This window comes from Halomonas sp. M4R1S46 (genome assembly GCF_025725685.1).
Taxonomy (GTDB): Bacteria; Pseudomonadota; Gammaproteobacteria; order Pseudomonadales; family Halomonadaceae; genus Halomonas.
The window spans coordinates 1,499,960-1,518,749 of the sequence record NZ_CP107008.1; the positions used below are offsets into that span (position 1 = coordinate 1,499,960).

Annotated in this window: 13 protein-coding genes; 6 read left to right on the forward strand and 7 right to left on the reverse strand. The window is 65.8% G+C overall.

The window, feature by feature from the left end:
* Positions 1-89: 89 nt before the first annotated feature.
* The 5 genes from OCT48_RS07160 to OCT48_RS07180 all read left to right on the forward strand — a co-directional run bounded on the left by OCT48_RS07160 (position 90) and on the right by OCT48_RS07180 (position 8,125).
* Entirely contained in the window at positions 90-1,115 is a 1,026-nt protein-coding gene (locus OCT48_RS07160) for a TerC family protein (RefSeq protein ID WP_263592009.1), read from the forward strand.
* A gap of 106 nt (positions 1,116-1,221) precedes the next feature.
* The gene (locus OCT48_RS07165) at positions 1,222-1,860 is read left to right on the forward strand and encodes an acyloxyacyl hydrolase (protein WP_263592010.1); all 639 of its coding nucleotides are present in this window, start codon (positions 1,222-1,224) and stop codon (positions 1,858-1,860) included.
* A 540-nt stretch (positions 1,861-2,400) separates the two neighbouring features.
* Positions 2,401-3,348 (forward strand): TAXI family TRAP transporter solute-binding subunit, encoded by a 948-nt coding sequence (locus tag OCT48_RS07170; protein WP_263592011.1) that lies wholly within the window; start codon positions 2,401-2,403, stop codon positions 3,346-3,348.
* A gap of 95 nt (positions 3,349-3,443) precedes the next feature.
* Entirely contained in the window at positions 3,444-5,777 is a 2,334-nt protein-coding gene (locus OCT48_RS07175) for a TRAP transporter permease (protein ID WP_263592012.1), read from the forward strand.
* A gap of 155 nt (positions 5,778-5,932) precedes the next feature.
* Positions 5,933-8,125 carry an OsmC domain/YcaO domain-containing protein gene (locus OCT48_RS07180; RefSeq protein ID WP_263592013.1) on the forward strand — a complete coding sequence of 731 codons (2,193 nt, stop codon included), beginning with the start codon at positions 5,933-5,935 and terminating at the stop codon, positions 8,123-8,125.
* Positions 8,126-8,223: 98 nt separating this feature from the next.
* On the opposite strand, the gene fabF is transcribed toward OCT48_RS07180, so the two are convergent.
* Positions 8,224-9,489 carry a beta-ketoacyl-ACP synthase II gene (gene fabF / locus OCT48_RS07185; protein WP_263592014.1) on the reverse strand — a complete coding sequence of 422 codons (1,266 nt, stop codon included), beginning with the start codon at positions 9,487-9,489 and terminating at the stop codon, positions 8,224-8,226.
* 91 nt (positions 9,490-9,580) lie between these two features.
* On the opposite strand from fabF, the gene OCT48_RS07190 reads away from it, so the two are divergent.
* Positions 9,581-10,246, forward strand: coding sequence for a TetR/AcrR family transcriptional regulator (locus tag OCT48_RS07190; protein WP_263592015.1), 666 nt, complete (start codon positions 9,581-9,583; stop codon positions 10,244-10,246).
* 206 nt (positions 10,247-10,452) lie between these two features.
* Here the strand turns inward: OCT48_RS07190 and OCT48_RS07195 are convergent, their stop codons facing one another.
* From OCT48_RS07195 to OCT48_RS07220, 6 genes are all read right to left on the reverse strand, one after another.
* Positions 10,453-11,352, reverse strand: a complete 900-nt coding sequence (locus OCT48_RS07195) for a hydroxymethylglutaryl-CoA lyase (protein ID WP_263592016.1) — start codon at positions 11,350-11,352, stop codon at positions 10,453-10,455.
* A gap of 249 nt (positions 11,353-11,601) precedes the next feature.
* Positions 11,602-13,680 carry an acetyl/propionyl/methylcrotonyl-CoA carboxylase subunit alpha gene (locus tag OCT48_RS07200; RefSeq protein WP_263592017.1) on the reverse strand — a complete coding sequence of 693 codons (2,079 nt, stop codon included), beginning with the start codon at positions 13,678-13,680 and terminating at the stop codon, positions 11,602-11,604.
* Entirely contained in the window at positions 13,677-14,507 is an 831-nt protein-coding gene (locus tag OCT48_RS07205) for an enoyl-CoA hydratase-related protein (protein WP_263592018.1), read from the reverse strand. Before OCT48_RS07205 ends, OCT48_RS07200 begins: the two co-directional genes overlap by 4 nt.
* Positions 14,508-14,635: 128 nt before the next feature.
* Complete coding sequence (locus OCT48_RS07210; protein WP_263592019.1) at positions 14,636-16,243, reverse strand: carboxyl transferase domain-containing protein; 1,608 nt, start codon at positions 16,241-16,243, stop codon at positions 14,636-14,638.
* A gap of 113 nt (positions 16,244-16,356) precedes the next feature.
* A complete protein-coding gene (locus OCT48_RS07215) occupies positions 16,357-17,526 on the reverse strand; it encodes an isovaleryl-CoA dehydrogenase (protein WP_263592020.1) in 1,170 nt (389 codons plus the stop codon).
* A 253-nt stretch (positions 17,527-17,779) separates the two neighbouring features.
* Positions 17,780-18,718 (reverse strand): sodium-dependent bicarbonate transport family permease, encoded by a 939-nt coding sequence (locus OCT48_RS07220; RefSeq protein WP_263592021.1) that lies wholly within the window; start codon positions 18,716-18,718, stop codon positions 17,780-17,782.
* Between the last annotated feature and the right edge of the window lie 72 nt (positions 18,719-18,790).

Consider the following 18,790-nt stretch of genomic DNA (forward strand, 5'->3'; position numbering starts at 1 on the left):
GGGTGTTTCGAAGGGAGGTAACAGAACACGTTACCCGATCAGTGGTGACACTTCTTGGTAACTTTAACCAGGGATAACCAGGAATGGATATGGACGTAATCTGGCTGTGGACCGGTTTCAATCTGTTCGTAATTCTGTTGTTAGCTCTGGATCTCGGGGTCCTGCACCGGGGCGATCGGGTGATTACAGTGCGCGAAGCGTTGTGGCTGAGCTTTGGGTACATCGTTTTGGCGATGATCTTTGCGGTCGGCCTCTTTGTCTTCATGAGCCGAGAAGCAGGGTACGAGTTTCTTACGGGCTATTTCATCGAGAAGAGTCTCAGCGTCGACAACATCTTTGTCTTCGTGCTCATTTTTATGCACTTTGGAGTATCACCCCAATACCAATATCGGGTGCTCTTTTGGGGGGTGCTGGGCGCTCTGATCATGCGGGGAGGCCTCATATTGGTCGGGTCCGCCGTGATCGACGCATTTCATTGGGTGATCTACCTGTTTGGAGCGTTCCTAGTTTTTACCGGCGTCAAAATGCTGATCACCGTAGGTCAGGAGCCGGATTTGGACAAGAACCGTGTGGCGATGTTCATGCAACGACACTTCCGGGTGACAGAAGATTTCATTGGCCGACAATTCTTTGCCCGCCAGAATGGTGTACTGTACATCACACCCTTGTTTATCGTGCTGGTGCTGGTTGAGCTGACTGACGTGGTGTTCGCACTGGATTCCATTCCAGCTATTTTTTCTATTACTACCGACCCTTTCATTGTTTACACGTCCAACGTATTCGCCATCCTAGGTCTACGGGCACTGTATTTTGCGCTGGTGGGCGTCATACACCGTTTCCACTACCTTAAGTATGGGCTCTCCCTGGTTCTGATATTCGTTGGCGTGAAGATGTTGGTGAACGCCTATTTCGGAACGAAGTTCATTCCGACGGAATTGGCGTTGTTGATCACCGCAGTTCTGATCGGCGGGTCAATGCTAATATCTATAGTCCGTACACGAAATCTCACGGAGGCGGAGCGTGCGGCAGAAGCTGGCAAGGCTGGAGCGTGGTGGGTACCCGGCAGCCCTGCACGGTCTGACAAGGCTAAAAGACCTCCGGCAAGCCCGGAATGATCCATGTTCGCGGTTTATTAAGTGCCGTATAACAAAGCGGCGGCAGGCGGAGCCATTTTCCGCTCCTCCGTCGCTCCAAATGGCCCGCTGGGCCGGGCGTTAACACATGAGTATAGCTGGAAAAACCTTTCTTTTGAATGAATATATGCTTCCAGTAATCGGATTTTCTCACCATTCCTTTTATGTCGGACTGTTGCCGATCGTCATCTGTTGTCTTCTCGCTCCCAGCCAGAGCTACGCTGATGACCTGAGATTACAGAGCCTCAGCATGCGCGCACGAGTTTCAGAGAAGACCTTGCTTGGAGAAGAGGCGCCGGAGAATTTCGAGGAGTACGACGTGTCGGCTAACTTCGAGTTACCATGGGAGCGCTACTCCACTTCAGACTGGGGTGTGGGAACCCGTTTGATGGCGAGTACCGGGATGTTGCGGGGAGCGGGGGAAAAGGCTCTCGTCGTTTCTCTCATCCCTGAATTGACGCTGGGGAGTGAAGACGGGCGCTTTATCCTGGATCTGGGAGCAGGTGGAGCACTGTTCAGTAGGCATCGCTTTGGGACGCAGGATTATGGCGGGCCTTTCCAGTTTGCCCTGACCGTGGGCGTCGGTGTTACGTTATATAAAAACCTGGGGCTAGGCTATCGGTTTCTTCACTATTCCGATGCCGGCGTTAATGGATCTGACACGACCGGGGCCGATTTTCACATGATTGAGTTAAGCTACAGGTTTAGATCGTCGCCGATTAGATAAGTTGTCGCCATTTTTCATGGTCAAGAGTTCTCTGGCAAACCAGGAAGATTGCCAAGTGAGCAAGAGCTTTTATCCCGGGAGATTCATGAGGGAGGTCTGAAAACGAAGGTGGCGGATGGTATTCTCTTGAGAAATCAGGGCGTTCCGCCAAGAACCTGGTTCCAGAGGACCATCCGCTATGGGTGGAACTGTATTCAGGGTAGACCAGTAACGCCCCGGCTGGTCTCGCTCTGCGAGGAGCTTCTCATCGCCGGTGCTGCGGCGACAATCATCATAATGACTGTACTTGGGCTCAGTAGCTAGCATCAATCGCTACGCAGTAGAGTCCAGTTCGTCGCAAATTCGCGACCCTCACGCCGTGGCAGGGCGACGTTTGCGTATAGACTGGTAAATAACCGTACCTCGACACCATCGACGAGCCGGCCCTGTCGCCGATGTCGTGGCTTCACCGCTCCGAGAGGGAGACGGTGAAAGAGAGGCCACGGGGCAAGGGCCCCCGCAGGAGGCGGATGTTCGATCCATTCCATCGGGGAGGCTGTCATGAAAAGACTCATTGTTGTTCTCTTGGCCCTGGCGCTCGGACTGGTGACCCACCAGGCCCTCGCCCAGCGCCAGTTCTTGACCATCGGCACCGCCAGCGTGGTGGGTATCTACTATCCCGTGGGGGGCGCCACGGGGCAGATCATCAACCAGGCCGATGTGGGCCTGCGGGCCACGGTGGAAGCCACCGGTGGTTCCGCCTTCAATGTCCGAGCCTTGGCCGCCGGGGAACTCGACCTGGCCCTGGCCCAGTCCGACGTGGTCTATCAGGCCTATAACGGCGAGGCGGGGTTCGAGGGGGAGGCGGTACCCGAACTGCGCACCGTGATGGGCCTGCATGCCGAACCGCTGCATCTGGTCTGCTCCCGGGAGTCCGGGATCACCAGCGTGCGCGATATCGTCGGCAAGCGGATCAACATCGGCAACCCCGGCTCCGGCATCCGCTTCACCGTGGAGCAGGCGCTGGCGGCGCTGGAGATCGATCTGGACGACTTCGATGCGTATAACCTGACCGCCCCCGAAGGGGTGGATTTCCTGCGTGACCGTCGGGTCGACTGTTTCTTCTTCACCGTGGGCGTCGGTGGGGCCGCGTTGCAGGACATCAGCACCACCCAGGACGTGGTCTTCGTGCCCATGGACGACCCGGGGTTCGAGGCCCTGGTGGAAGAGTTCCCCTATTACGCCTTCACCGAGGTGCCCGCCGGTACCTATCGTGGCCAGGAGGAGGACATCACCCTGTTCGGCGTCAAGGCGCTGTTCGTCACCACCACCGATCTGGACGAGGAGGTGGTCTACAAGGTCACCAAGGCGGTACTCGACAATCTCGAGGACTTCACCCGGATCCATCCGGCCCTCAACCTCCTCACCGCAGAGGACTTCCTGAGCGGCCTCGGCGCCCCGCTGCATCCCGGGGCCGAGCGGGCCTATCAGGAGGCCGGCCTGCAGTAGGGGCGGCGGCTCTTTCGAGAGCTTTTTCTCGGACCCGCGGCCGGGGCCATGGGCCCCGGCCGGCTTCTCGCACGGCCACTCCGTGAGGCACCGCCATGGCCGATCGCTCTCAGCCCCCGGATCCGCCGCCGGCATCGCCCCAGAGTACACAGGAACCGACCCGGGACGATACCGAGGCCGCCCGAGCGGCGCGTCGGCTGGTCGAGGAGCTCGAGACCGGTGGCCGCCTGCCCAGCGGGGTGCTGCTCTGGGGGATCATCGGCCTGTCACTGGGCTGGTCGCTGTTTCAGCTCGGGGTGGCGAGCGTGCTGGCGGTGGACGTGATCATCCAGCGGGCGGTGCATGTCTTCTGCGGTATCACCCTGGCCTTCCTGGTGTTTCCGGCCATTCGCGGCCGCCGGCGCCCGGGGGTTTTCCAACTGGCGGTGCTGGGCGGCCTCAGCCTGGGGGTCGGCTATGCGGCGGTGCGCCTGGTGGGGGAGGTCACGCCGCTTTCACCGCCCCACTGGCTGGCGCTGGCCGTGGGGCTCGCCCTGGCAGTGGCGGTGCTCTGGTCGCTGCGTGGCGAACAGATCCACCACGTGCCCTGGTTCGATCTGCTGTTCGCCCTGATGGCCGGGCTCGGCGCGCTCTATCTGGTATTCGACTACCAGGGCCTGCAGGCTCGGCAGGGGCTGGCGATCGAGCGCGAGATCTGGATCGGCCTGCTGTTCATGCTGCTCCTGCTGGAGGCGACCCGGCGCAGCCTGGGGCCGGCCCTGGCGGTGATTGCCGGGCTGTTCTTCCTCTACCAACTCTCCGGTCCGCGCGGCGCCATTCCCTGGTTGGCGGAATGGATGCCGGACCTGCTGGCCCACCGCGGCGCCAGCCTGCAGCGGGCCATCAGCCACCAGTACGTGACCACCGAGGGCATCTTCGGGGTGCCCGTGGGGGTCTCCACGGCCTTCGTCTTCCTCTTCGTGCTGTTCGGTTCGATGCTCGACAAGGCCGGGGCGGGGAAGTACTTCATCGACGTGGCCAACTCCTTCCTCGGTCACCTGCGCGGCGGCCCGGCCAAGGCGGCGGTGGTGGCTTCGGGGCTGACCGGCATGGTCTCCGGCTCGTCGCTGGCCAATGTGGTCACCACCGGCACCTTCACCATCCCGCTGATGAAGCGCACCGGCTACCCGGCCTACAAGGCGGGAGCCTGCGAGGTGGCGGTCTCCACCAACGGCCAGCTGATGCCGCCGGTGATGGGGGCGGCGGCCTTCATCATCGCCGAGTTCGTCGGGGTGCCCTATATCGAGGTGATCCGTGCCGCGGCCATCCCGGCCTTCGTGGCCTACTTCGCGCTCTTCTATATCATGCACCTGGAGGCCCTGAAGCTGGGCCTGCATGGCATCCCGCGTGATGAGCTGCCGCCACGGCTCAGGACCTTCCTCGGGGGGCTCCACTTCCTGATCCCGGTGACGGTACTGGTCCACTACCTGGTGATCGAGCAGCGCACGCCGGGCTATGCGGTGATGGTGGCGATCCTTACCCTGGCGGTACTGATGCTGGTGCAGGAACCCGTCAAGGCGGTTCGACAAGGGCGCCCGCTAGCGCCGGCCCTGTGGCACGGGGTGGTGACCCTCTTCCAGGGCTTGCTCGCCGGGGCACGCAACATGGTGGGGATCGCCGTGGCGGTGGCCACCGCCGGCATCATCGTCGGCTCGGTGAGCCAGACCGGGGTGGGACTGCGGCTCACCGAGATCATCCAGATCCTCAGCGCCGCCATGGCGTCGGGCATCGGCCTGGTCACCCTGCCGGTGGTGGATTTCTTCGGCGGTGATGTGACGGGTTTCGACACCACCACCCAGTTTGCCATCGTGCTGCTGATCACCGCCGTGGCCAGCCTGATCCTCGGCCTGGGGCTGCCCACCACCGCCAACTATGTGGTGATGGCCACCCTCACCGCGCCGGTGATCTATCAGTTGGGCAATGAATTCGGCTTCGGCATCCCGCTGCTGGCGGCGCACCTCTTCGTGTTCTTCTTCGGCATCCTCGCCGACGATACCCCTCCGGTGGGACTGGCCGCCTACGCCGCCGCCGGCATCGCCCGCAGCAACCCGATCCGCACCGGGATCCAGGGCTTCATCTATGACATGCGCACCGCCATCCTGCCGTTCATGTTCATCTTCAACACCCAACTGTTGCAGATCAACGTGGAGAGCTGGCTGCAGATCGTGCATATCTTCGCCAGCGCCCTGGTGGGCATGATGGCCTTCGCCGCCGGGGTGCAGGGCTTCGTGCGCATCCGCACCATCCTGCCCGAGCGGCTGGTGCTGCTGGGCGTGGCCTTCATGCTGATCCAGCCCAACTGGTTCACCGATATTCTCGGCGTGAGCCTCTATGCGCTGGTCTATCTCTCCCAGTGGTATCGACGGCATCGACGGACGGGCGTGACCTGAAGGCATGGATAGGCCTGGCCGGGACCATCCCTCACCTGGCTCGCGCCAGGCCGGTGGATTTTTGACCACTCGCCCAAGACGCAGGGCCCGAAAAGCTGGATAATGGCGGGTTACGCGCTACGGTCGCCCGAAACCACATATCCGGTGCTTTGTCAATGGAAATCAAGGTCAACTATCTCGACAACCTCCGGCTGGAGGCCAAGTTCGACGACTTCACGGTCATCTCCGACCAGCCGATCCGCTACAAGGGCGACGGCTCGGCCCCCGGTCCCTTCGACTACTTCCTGGCGTCGTCGGCCATGTGTGCGGCCTATTTCGTCAAGGTCTACTGCAACGCGCGCAACATTCCCACCGAGAACATCCGCCTGTCGCAGAACAACATCGTCGACCCGGAGAACCGCTACAAGCAGATCTTCAAGATCCAGGTCGAGCTGCCGGAGGACCTGTCCGCCAAGGATCGCGAGGGCATCCTGCGCTCCATCGAGCGCTGCACGGTCAAGAAGGTGGTGCAGACCGGCCCAGAGTTCCAGATCGAGACGGTCGAGAACCTGGACGAGGATGCCCAGGCGCTGCTGATGGCCGAGCCGGAGGAGGGCGCGAGCACCTGGATCGAGGGCAAGGACCTGCCGCTGGAGCAGACCATCGCCAACATGACCGGCCTCTTCGAGAATCTCGGCATGAAGGTCGAGATCGCCTCCTGGCGCAACATCGTGCCGCACGTGTGGTCGCTGCACATCCGCGATGCCGCCTCGCCGATGTGCTTCACCAACGGCAAGGGCGCCACCAAGGAGAGCGCGCTGTGCTCGGCGCTGGGCGAGTTCATCGAGCGCCTGAGCTGCAACTTCTTCTACAACGACCAGTTCTTCGGCGAGGAGATCGCGGGCAGCCAGTTCGTCCACTATCCGAACGAGGAGTGGTTCCAGCCGGGGCCCAACGACGAGCTGCCGGAGGGCCTCCTGGATGACCACTGCCGGGCGATCTACGACCCGGACGGCGAGCTGGGTGGCTCCCACCTGATCGACACCAACTCCGGCAAGGTGGAGCGCGGCATCGTCTCGCTGCCCTACGTGCGCCAGTCGGACGGCGAGACGGTCTACTTCCCGTCAAACCTGATCGAGAACCTCTTCCTCAGCAACGGCATGAGCGCCGGCAACACCCTGCCAGAGGCGCAGGTGCAGTGCCTGTCGGAGATCTTCGAGCGGGCGGTGAAGCGCCAGATCCTCGAGGAGGAGATCACCCTGCCCGACGTGCCGATGGCGGTGCTCAAGAAGTACCCGGATATCCTCGAGGGCGTCGAGGCGCTGGAGGCCCAGGGCTTCCCGATCCTGGTCAAGGACGCCTCCCTGGGCGGCCAGTTCCCGGTGATGTGCGTCACCCTGATGAACCCGAAGACCGGCGGCGTCTTCGCCTCCTTCGGCGCGCACCCGAGCTTCGAGGTGGCCCTCGAGCGTAGCCTGACCGAGCTGATGCAGGGCCGCAGCTTCGAGGGCCTCAACGACTTCCTGCCGCCGACCTTCAACTCCCTGGCCGTGTCCGAGCCCAACAACTTCGTCGAGCACTTCATCGATTCCTCGGGCGTGGTGTCCTGGCGCTTCTTCAGCTCGAAGACGGACGTCGAGTTCGTCGAGTGGGACTTCTCGGGCACCAACGAGGAGGAGGCCGCCGGCCTGTTCGGCATCCTCGAGGAGCTGGGCCTGGAGGCCTACCAGGCCGTCTTCGATGACCTGGGCGCGCCGGTGTGTCGCATCCTGGTGCCGGGCTATTCCGAGGTCTATCCGGTGGAGGACCTGGTCTGGGACAACACCAACAAGGCCCTGCTGTTCCGCGAGGACATCCTGCACCTCCACGAGCTGAGCGACGAGCGGCTGGCCGACCTGCTGGAGCGCCTGGAGGAGACCCAGATCGATGACCACGAGGACATCATCACCCTGATCGGCGTCGAGTTCGACGAGAACACCGTCTGGGGCCAGCTGACCATCCTCGAGCTCAAGCTGCTGATCAACCTGGCGCTGGGCCAGCACGAGGAGGCCCTGGATCGGGTGCAGATGTTCCTGCAGTTCAACGACAACACCGTCGAGCGCGGGCTCTTCTACCAGGCGGTGAACGCGGTGCTGGAGATCGCCCTCGACGACGAGCTGGAGCTGGACGACTACCTCTACAACTTCACGCGCATGTTCGGCGAGGAGACCATGGAAGCCGTGGTCGGCTCGGTGAACGGCGAGGTCCGCTTCCACGGCCTGACCCCGACCAACATGCAGCTGGAGGGTCTCGAGAAGCACCAGCGCCTGATCGAGAGCTACCAGAAGCTGCACGCGGCGCGGGCCGCCAGGGCCGGTGTGGCGGTGTAAGTCACGCCACGACCACGTTTCACAGGCAAGTGCCCCGGGCCGGTTGCTGGCTCGGGGCCTTTCGTTGCGTGGCGTGCACGGTCGGTTGGCGTTGGCCCCTACAACCGACTGACGATCAGGGCGGCATTCACCCCGCCGAAGCCGAAGCCATTGCACAGCACATGCCGGGTGGGCTGTTCGCGCGCCGTGCCAGGCACGAAGTCCAGATCCCGCATGCCCTCGTCGGCTTTTTCCAGGTTCAGGGTAGGGGGTAGGCGGTCGAGCATCACCGCCAGTGCAGAGAAGATGCTCTCCACGCCGCCGGCGGCACCGAGCAGATGGCCGGTGGCCGACTTGGTGGCGGAAATCGGGATGCCGGCGAGGGCGTCACCGAATACGTTGCGCAGGGCGGCGATCTCGGCACGGTCGCCGACCGGCGTCGAGGTGGCGTGGGCATTGATGTGATCGATCGCCTCGGGAGATAGCCCCGCCATCCGCAGCGCCGCTCGAACGGCGGCCGCGGCACCCGCACCGTCTTCCGGGCCGGCGGTGATGTGGTGGGCGTCGGCGCTGGTGCCATAGCCGCTGAGCACGGCCAGGGGCGTTGCCCCGCGGGCCTCGGCGTGGGCCAGGCTTTCGATCACCAACAGTCCCGCACCTTCCCCCATGACGAACCCATTGCGTGCCTGGTCGAAGGGGCGCGACGCCCGGCCAGGGTTTTCCTGCTCGGTGGAGAGTGCCTTCATGGCGTGGAAGCTGGCCAGCGAGAGCGGGTCGATACAGGCCTCGGCGCCGCCCACCAGGGCCACCTCGGCCTCGCCGCTGCGTATCAGTCGCATGCCATCGCCGATGGCCTGGATGCCTGCCGCACAGGCGGTCACCGGGCAGCCCAGTGGCCCCCGGAAACCATGGCGAATCGACACGTTGCCCGCCGCCAGGTTGGCCAGGAAGGCCGGCACCGTGAAAGGGGAGAGCCGGCGATGGCCGCGTGTCGTCAGGGTGTTCTGGGCCTGGGTGATGGTGGGGAAGCCGCCGATACCGGAGCCCACGATGGTGGCGGTGGCCTCACGGTCGGCATCGTTCGTCGGGAACCAGTCGGCCTGGGTCAGCGCCTCTTCGGCGGCTGCCATGGCGTAGAGACTGAAGCGTTCCAGCTTCCGGCGCTCCTTGGCATCGGCCACTCGGTCCGGGTCGAGGCCGGCTTCGGGGTCTTCGGTGATGTCGGGCACCGAGCCCGCGACCTTGATAGGCAGATCGCCGGTATCGAACCGGGTGATCGGGGAGATGCCGGAGCGGCCGGCGAGGAGGCGCTCCCAGCCTGCCTTGACGCCGCAACCAAGCGGGCTGATCATGCCCATGCCGGTGATGACGAGCGGTGATTGCATGGTGATGTCCTGAAAAGCTTGGGGTTATGCCACGCTAGCACCGGGCTTTATATGATCAAGGTAATATTCAGCGTGGGAGTGTGAGGTCGCCATGCCCTACTCAGCGAACCACAAGGCGAAGTCCCGGGAGCGGATCCTCAAGTCGGCCATCGAGCTGTTCAGTCGCCAAGGCTTCGAGAAGGTCTCCATCGGTCAGATCATGAAGTTGGCCAGGATGACTCACGGGGCCTTCTATGCGCATTTCGCCTCGAAGGAAGCGCTTTATCAGGCATCGGTGCAGGAGACCCTGGAGAGCAGTCGTGCGGCCAGGCTGGTCAAGGGACCCCTGTCGGTTAAGCACCTGACGGAGCTGGTGGCCAACTGCTGGAATCTCCAGGAGCTGGAACGCAAGCGAAAGCCGGGACCGGAGACGGTACTGTTCAATGAGATCGGTAACGAGAATGCCGAGGTTCGCACGCTGTTCGAGGCCTCTTACCTGCGCGTGAAGAAGATGCTGGAAACTCGGCTCATCGCCCTGGGGCGCTTGAAGAAGTTGCCCTTCGAGCCCGATCGCGAGGTCATCGCCGAGAAATCTCGCGCCATCCTCGCCTCGCTGGTGGGCGCCGTGGCCATCGCCAAGAGCCTGCCCGAGGAGACGGAGCGTCAGCATGTCCTGAACGCCGCGCAGCGCCATATCCTGCGACTGCTCGGCGTCGAGGAGAGCGAGCTGGAAGACATGCTGGGCGCGGCGCGTGCCGCCCGGGCGGGCCTGTCGTAAGTCGATCGTTTTCGCCACAACGCATAAGCCCCCGAGCCGGTCAGCCGGCTCGGGGGCTTTGCGTTTCAGGTCGCGATTACTTGGCGGCCAGCTGGTCCAGGTCGATGCCGGATTCAATGCCGAGGCCGTTGAGCAGGTAGACGACGTCTTCGCTTGCCACGTTGCCGGAGGCGCCCTTGTGGCTATAGAGAGCGGGCAGCCGCCGCTTAGCGGCTGCTCAAGGCCACGCCGACCTTGGAGCGATTGGGCCGCCCGATGGCCTGGGTGATCCAGCCGCCGGTGGCGGCCAGCTTGTCCAGGTCGATGCCGGATTCAATGCCGAGGCCGTTGAGCAGGTAGACGACGTCCTCGCTTGCCACGTTGCCCGATGCCCCTTTCGCATACGGGCAGCCGCCGAGGCCCGCGACGGAGCTGTCGATCACCGCCACGCCTTCCTCGAGCACGGCGTAGAGGTTGGCGAGCGCCTGGCCGTAGGTGTCGTGGAAGTGGGCGGCCAGCTTGTCCATCGGCACGTCCCGGGCCACGGCCGCCAGCATGCGCTTGGCCTTGAGGGGGGTGCCGGTGCCGATGGTGTCGCCCAGCGAGATCTCGTAGCAGCCCATCTCGAACAGGGCCTTGGCGACCTCGGCCACCTTGGCTGGGGCGATCTCGCCTTCGTAGGGGCAGCCCAGCACGCAGGAGACGTAGCCGCGCACGCGGACGTTCGCCTCCCGGGCGCGTTCCAGCACCGGGGCGAAGCGCTCCAGCGACTCGGCCACCGAGCAGTTGATGTTCTTCTGCGAGAAGGCCTCGGAGGCGGCGCCGAACACTGCCACCTCGTCGACGCCGCACTCCAGCGCGGCCTCCAGGCCCTTGAGGTTGGGGGTGAGCGCCGAGTACACGATGCCCTCGCGGCGCTTGAGGCCTTGCATCACCTCGCGGTGGTCGGCCATCTGTGGCACCCACTTGGGCGAGACGAAGCTTGCCGCCTCGATATGGGCAAGGCCGACGGCACCGAGGCGGTCGATCAGTGCCAGCTTGGTGTCGGTGGCGATCGCCTCGGGTTCGTTCTGCAGCCCGTCGCGGGGGCCGACCTCGACCAGGCGGACGCGCTTGGGAAATGCCATTGGTTCTCTCCTGTCTTGCTCACGACGGGCCATGATGTGGCCTCGAGTCGCGGCTTTCCCGGCGACAGGCCTGCGGGGAGGCGCTGTGAACCCCTCCCTGGGCGCTACCGACGCCATCCCTGGCGTAGGACCTCCCCTTCGGCCTGTCCCCGGCGCCGCTCATCAGGGTCTTATCTACCGGTTACCATCAGTGCCAACGCGGGCCAAGCTACGGCTCGGCGCTCGGCGCTCGGCGCTCGGCGCTCGGCGCTATTCGTCCGCCGCAAACTCGAGGAGCACATCACCTTGCCCCACGGTGTCGCCGGCCGCGAAGTGGAAGTTCTCCACGTGACCGTCGGCGGGGGCGGTCATGGTGTGCTCCATCTTCATGGCCTCCATGACCATCAGCGGCATGCCTTTCTCCACACGGGCGCCGGCCTCCACCAGCAGCGCCACCACGGTGCCGTGCATGGGCGCGGTGAGGGTCGACTCGGCCTCGTGGTGACCGTGGTCGATGGCGTCGATGCGCCGCCAGAACAGCCGGGTCTCCCGCTGCGGGTCGACCATCACCACCACGTTGCGCTCTCTCCCTTCGCCCACCAGCCGTGCCTGCAGGCGGCGGCGGTGCCCGTCCAGGGTCACCGCCACGGCGTCGCCTTCCAGGGGCGCGAGGGTGGCGGCGAAGGTGCGTCCGCCGAGGGTCAGCTGCCAGGGCGAGCCCCCGGCTTCGCGGCGCCCCTCGACCACCACCACGGCCTCGGAGTCGTCCTCGTCCTGGGCATGCGCGGGGTCGCACAGGGCGATGCGGATGGTGTGCGCCGCGTTGAGGCGGAAGCCGTCGTGGCGGTCCCAGGGGGAGTCGCTCTCGCACTCCCGGGCCAGCTGGTGCAGGCCGACCAGCGCCGCCCCGGCGTACTCCTCGAGGTCGATCTGACGCGGGGCGAACAGCGTCTCCTCGTTGCGCTCGATAAAGCGCGTATCTAGTTCGGCGTTCTTGAAACCTGGATGCGTGGCCAGGCGCTGCAGGAAGGCGCGGTTGGTGACCACGCCCTGCACGTCCAGGGCGGCCAGCGCCCGGTTGAGGGTGGCCAGCGCCTGGGGGCGGTCGTCGCCGTGGACGATCAGCTTGGCGAGCATCGGGTCGTAGTGCATCGAGACCACATCGCCGGTTTCCACGCCGCTGTCCAGGCGCACCCTGGCCGGGTCGAGGCCCGCGCCGGCGAGGTCCATGGCGAAGCGGGAGAGGGTGCCGGTGGCGGGCAGGAAGTCCTGCGCCGGATCCTCGGCGTAGAGGCGCGCCTCGAAGCTGTGGCCGGTGATGGTCAGCGCGTCCTGGGCCAGTGGGAGCGGCTCGCCCATGGCGACCTTGAGCTGCCAGGCCACCAGGTCCTGGCCGGTGATCATCTCGGTGACCGGGTGCTCCACCTGCAGGCGGGTGTTCATCTCCATGAAGTAGAACGACCCATCCTGACCTTGTGAAAAGTCGAGCAGGAACTCGACCGTGCCCGCGCCCACGTAGCCGATCTCCTTGGCGGCGCGCACGGCGGCCTCGCCCATCTCGCGGCGCAGCTCCTCGGTCATGCCCGGAGCCGGGGCCTCCTCGAGCACCTTCTGGTGGCGGCGCTGCACGCTGCAGTCGCGCTCGAAGAGGTAGACGCCGTTGCCGTGGGTGTCGCAGAACACCTGGACCTCCACGTGGCGCGGCTGGGTCAGGTACTTCTCGATCAGCATGCGCTGGTCGCCGAAGGCGGCCTGGGACTCGCGGCGGCAGCCGTCCAGGGCGGCCTGGAAGCCGTCCGCGGACTCCACCACGCGCATGCCCTTGCCGCCGCCGCCGGCGCTGGCCTTGAGCAGCACCGGGTAGCCGATGCGCTCGGCCTCGTCGCGCAGCAGGGCGTCGTCCTGGTCGGCACCGTGATAACCGGGCACCAGGGGCACGCCGGCGTCATGCATGCGCGCCTTGGCGGCGGACTTGTCACCCATGGCGGCGATGGCCGAGGCGGGCGGGCCGACGAAGGTGATGCCGGCGGCGTCCAGGGCCTCCACGAAGGGGCCGTTCTCGGAGAGGAAGCCGTAGCCGGGGTGGATGGCGCCGGCGCCGGTGCGCCGGGCGGCCTCGATCACCGCCTCCACCTTGAGGTAGCTCTCGCGGGCCGCGGCCGGACCCAGGCGCACGGCCTCGTCGGCCTCGCGCACGTGGCGGGCGTTGGCGTCGGCGTCGGAGTAGACGGCGACGGTGCGCAGGCCCAGGGCGCGGGCGGTGCGCATCACGCGGCAGGCGATCTCGCCGCGGTTGGCCACCAGCAGGGTGTCGAAGCGCTTGGCAGGGGGGACGGACGTCTGGGTCATTGATGGCGCTCCGTGGTCGAGGGGGAGTCGGGGGCCCAGGCGGGACGACGCTTCTCGAAGAAGCTGGCGAGGCCCTCCTGGCCCTCGTGGCTGACCCGCAGCTCGCTGATGATCCGGCAGGTGTGATCGCGGGTCGCGTTGCTGTCGGGCTCGCGGGCCACCTCGGCGAGCAGCGCCTTGGTGGCGCGGCTGGCCTGGGGCGAGGTGGCCAGCAGGGTCTCGACCATGGCGTCCACGGCCGCGTCCAGGTCGTCGGCGCCGACCACCCGGTGGGCCAGGCCCAGGGTCTCGGCGGTGGCGGCGTCCATGACCTCGGCGGTCAGCGCGTAGCGGCGCATCTGCCGCTCGCCGATGGCGCGCTGCACGTAGGGGCTGATCACCGCCGGCGACAGGCCGATCTTCACCTCGGAGAGGCAGAACCTGGCCTTCTCGGAGGCGATGACCACGTCACAGCAGGCGGCCAGGCCCACGGCGCCGCCGAAGGTGGCGCCCTGCACGCGGCACACGCTGGGGCAGGGCAGGGTGTCCAGGCCGTGCATCAGCGCCGAGAGCTCGCGGGAGTCCGCCAGGTTGTCCTCGAAGTCGTAGTCGACCATGCGCTTCATCCAGTTCAGGTCGGCGCCGGCGGAGAAGCTCTTGCCCTCGGAGCCCAGCACCAGCAGGCGCACCTCGCCGCGCTGGGCGAGCTCGCCCACCCGGTGCAGGTGGTCGTTGAGCTCGGCGATCAGGTGGTCGTCGAAGGCGTTGTGCACTTCCGGGCGATCCAGCGTGAGCCGGGCGACCCCGCGGTCGTCGATCGCCAGTGTTGAGAAGGTTGTCTGTGACATGTCAGACCTCGTTAGCAGAGCTTGAAACCGGAAGCTTGAAGAACCCCCGGTATCTTGCCTCCGGGGCGTGCGGTGGTGACTTCCAGCTTAGAGCTTCAAGCTTCCCGCTCCCTTGCGCAGCAAGGGGACTACATCCTGAACACGCCGAAGCGGGTCTCTTCCACCTCGGCATTCATGGCGGCGGCCAGGGACAGGCCCAGCACGTCGCGGGTCTGGGCCGGGTCGATGACGCCGTCGTCCCACAGCCGCGCGCTGGCATAGTAGGGGTGACCCTGGTGCTCGTACTGGTCGCGGGTCGGCTGCTTGAAGGCCGCCTCCTCCTCGGCGGACCACTCCTTGCCCTCGCGCTCGATCTGCTCGCGCTTGACCTGGGCGAGCACCCCGGCCGCCTGTTCGCCGCCCATGACGGAAATCCTGGCATTCGGCCACATGAACAGCAGGTTGGGGTCGTAGGCGCGGCCGCACATGCCGTAGTTGCCGGCGCCGAAGCTGCCGCCGATCAGCACGGTGAACTTGGGCACCCTGGCGCAGGCCACGGCGGTGACCAGCTTGGCACCGTGCTTGGCGATGCCCTCATGCTCGTACCTGGAGCCGACCATGAAGCCGGTAATATTTTGTAGGAAGATCAGCGGGATCTTGCGCTGGGCGCAGAGCTCGATGAAGTGGGCGCCCTTGACGGCGCTCTCGGAGAACAGCACGCCGTTGTTGGCGACGATGCCCACCGGGTGGCCGTGGATATGGGCGAAGCCGGTGACCAGGGTATCGCCGTAGTAACGCTTGAACTCGTCGAAGGCCGAGTCGTCGACGATGCGCCCGATCACCTCGCGCACCTCGAAGGGCTTCTTGAGGTCGGTACCGACGATGCCGTAGAGCTCCTCGGGGGCGAGGCGCGGCGGCTTGGGCTCGGCCATGGCCAGCTCGCCGCGCTTCTGCCAGTTGAGTCGCGCCACGCAGCGCCGGGCGAGCTGCAGGGCGTGGGCGTCGTTCTCGGCATAGTGGTCGGCCACGCCGCTCCGCTTGGCGTGGACGTCGGCGCCGCCCAGGTCCTCGGCGCTGATCGACTCGCCGGTGGCGGCCTTCACCAGCGGCGGGCCGCCGAGGAAGATGGTGCCCTGCTCGCGGACGATGATCGACTCGTCGGCCATGGCCGGCACGTAGGCGCCGCCGGCGGTGCAGGAGCCCATCACCACGGCGATCTGCGGGATGCCCTCGGCGGAGAGGGTGGCCTGGTTGTAGAAGATGCGCCCGAAGTGGTCGCGGTCCGGGAAGACCTCGTCCTGGCGGGGCAGGAAGGCGCCGCCGGAATCCACCAGGTAGAGGCAGGGCAGGCGGTGCTTGCGGGCGATCTCCTGGGCGCGCAGGTGCTTCTTCACCGTCAGCGGGAAGTAGGTGCCGCCCTTGACGGTGGCGTCGTTGGCGACGATCACGCACTCCACGCCGCTGACCCGGCCGATGCCGGTGACCACCCCGGCGGCGGGCACCGGGCTGTCGTAGACCTCATGGGCGGCCAGCGCCGAGAACTCGAGGAAGGGCGAGCCCTCGTCGAGCAGGTGGTCGATGCGGTCGCGCACGAACAGCTTGCCGCGGGACTCGTGGCGGGCGCGGGCCTTCTCGCCGCCGCCCTGGCTGATGGCGGCGGTCAGCTCGCGCAGCTTGCCGACCTCGGCGCGCATCGCCGCATCGTTGGCCTGGAAGCCCTCGCTGCGTGGATTGATCTGGGACGTCAGAACGTTCATTTATCCCTCCGGGATAAAAGCTGGAAGCGAGAAGCCGGAAGCGGGAAGAAACCCCCAGACGGTGGGGGTGGCCGTCTCTTCAAGCTTCAAGCTTCCAGCTTCCAGCTTCTGGCTTATTTTGATTCGTTGAACAGCTCGCGGCCGATCAGCATGCGGCGGATCTCGCTGGTGCCGGCGCCGATCTCGTAGAGCTTGGCGTCGCGCAGCAGGCGCCCGGTGGGGTACTCGTTGATGTAGCCGTTGCCGCCGAGCAGCTGGATGGCGTCCAGCGCCACCTGGGTGGCCTTCTCGGAACAGAAGAGGATCACCCCGGCGGCGTCCTTGCGTGAGGTCTGGCCGCGATCGCAGGCAGCGGCCACGGCGTAGAGGTAGGCGCGGCAGGCGTTCAGGGTGGTGTACATGTCGGCCACCTTGCCCTGCACCAGCTGGAACTCGCCGATCGCCTGGTCGAACTGCTTGCGCTCGTGGATATAGGGGATGACCACATCCATGGCGGCCTGCATGATGCCGATGGGGCCGGCGGCCAGCACGGTGCGCTCGAAGTCCAGGCCGCTCATCAGCACCCGCGCGCCCTTGTTGACCTCGCCCAGCACGTTGGCCGCGGGCACCTCGCAGTCCTCGAACACCAGCTCGCAGGTGTTGGAGCCGCGCATGCCCAGCTTGTCGAGCTTCTGGGCGGTGGAGAAGCCGGGCATGCCCTTCTCGATGATGAAGGCGGTGATGCCCTTGGAGCCGGCCTCCGGGTCGGTCTTGGCATAGACCACCAGCACGTCGGCGTCGGGGCCGTTGGTGATCCACATCTTGTTGCCGTTGAGGATGTAGCGATCGCCGTCCTGGCGGGCGCGCAGCTTCATCGAGACCACGTCGGAGCCGGCGCCCGGCTCGGACATGGCCAGCGCCCCCACGTGCTCGCCGCTGATCAGCCTGGGCAGGTACCTGGCCTTCTGCTCGGCCGAGGCATTGATCTTGAGCTGGTTCACGCACAGGTTGGAGTGGGCGCCGTAGGACAGGCCCACCGAGGCGCTGGCCCGGGAGATCTCCTCCATGGCGATGCAGTGCGCCAGGTAGCCCATGCCGCTGCCGCCGTCCTCGTCCGGCACGGTGATGCCGAGCAGGCCCATGTCGCCGAATTTCTGCCAGAGGTCGTCGGGGAAGGCGTTCTTCTCGTCGATCTCGGCGGCGCGGGGCGCGATCTCGTCCCGGGCGAAGGCATTGACCTGGTCGCGCAGCATGTCGAGGGTCTCGTCGAGGCCGAAGTCGAGGGGCTGGTAGGGCGCGTACATGGCGTACTCCGTGATGATTCAGGGGGTGAGCCGCAGGTCGGCGCACCGGGCAAGTTAGGGACCGATATCGCTAGCCTAGGCCAGGTTTACGTTAACGTAAAGGTCAGCTGAATATGGTTAGACCAAGGTCGCGCCATGCGCCTGGCGTTCCGGGGCCGCCGGAGGCCAGGAAGGCGAGATTCGCTCCCGACGAACCCTCGCCCGTCCCGCGTCCCCGTGGACCTACGGCGTGGCCATCGCTCGGGGCTTTCCCTCATCCTAGCCACTGACTCCATTGATGGTAGAGGGGGATGCCGACGATCACGTTGAACGGGAAGGTCACTCCCAGGGAGGCCAGCATCGCCAGGCCGATATTGGCCTTGGGCACCGCGGTGCGCATGGCGGCGGGGGCGGCAATATAGGAGGCGCTGGCGGCGAGCGCGGTGAGGATCAGCACCGAGCCCTCGGGCAGGCCCAGGGCGCGGCCGAGCAGCAGGCCGACCAGACCCAGCACCGGCGGCACCGCCAGGGCGAAGGCCAGCAGGCGCCAGTGACGCCAGGGCAGGGGGCGCAGGGTCTCGGCGGCGGTCAGGCCCATCTCCAGCAGGAACAGCGCCAGCACCGCCTTGAAGGCCCCGGTGAACAGGTCGGTGACGGTGGCGCCCTCCAGGGGGCCATACATGGTGCCGATCACCACGCCGCCGGCCAGCAGGATCACCCCGCGGTTGGTCAGGGTCTCGTGCCACAGGCCCCGCATGGCCTCGCTGGGCTCGGCGCCGCGGTAGCGGCGGTAGAGGGCGATGGCGACCATGATCGCCGGCAGCTCCATCATCACCAGATACAGTGTTACCTCGGCGCCGACCACCAGGTCGCGGGCCTCGGCGTAGGCCAGGGCGACGGCGAAGGTACCGGCGCTGACCGAGCCGTAGTGGGCGGCCAGGCTGGCGCTGTCCGCGGCGGACAGCCGCACCACCCGGCGCAGCACCGGCATCAGGACCAGCGGGATCAGCCCGCCCAGCGCCGCCACCGCCAACAGCTCGGTCACCAGCGACCAGTCCAGGCGGCCGTACAGGGCCATGCCGCCCTTGAGGCCGATGGTCAGCATCAGCAGCAGGCTCAGGGTGTCGTAGGCGGCGCGGGGAATGGTCAGGTCGGACTTGACGAGCCCGGCCAGCAGGCCGAGCAGGAAGAACATCACCACGATATCGGGCACGAGGTCTCTCTCCGGTCGATGAAGGAAGGCGGCCGGATTGTGCGGAGTCGCGAATATTGATACCAATAATAT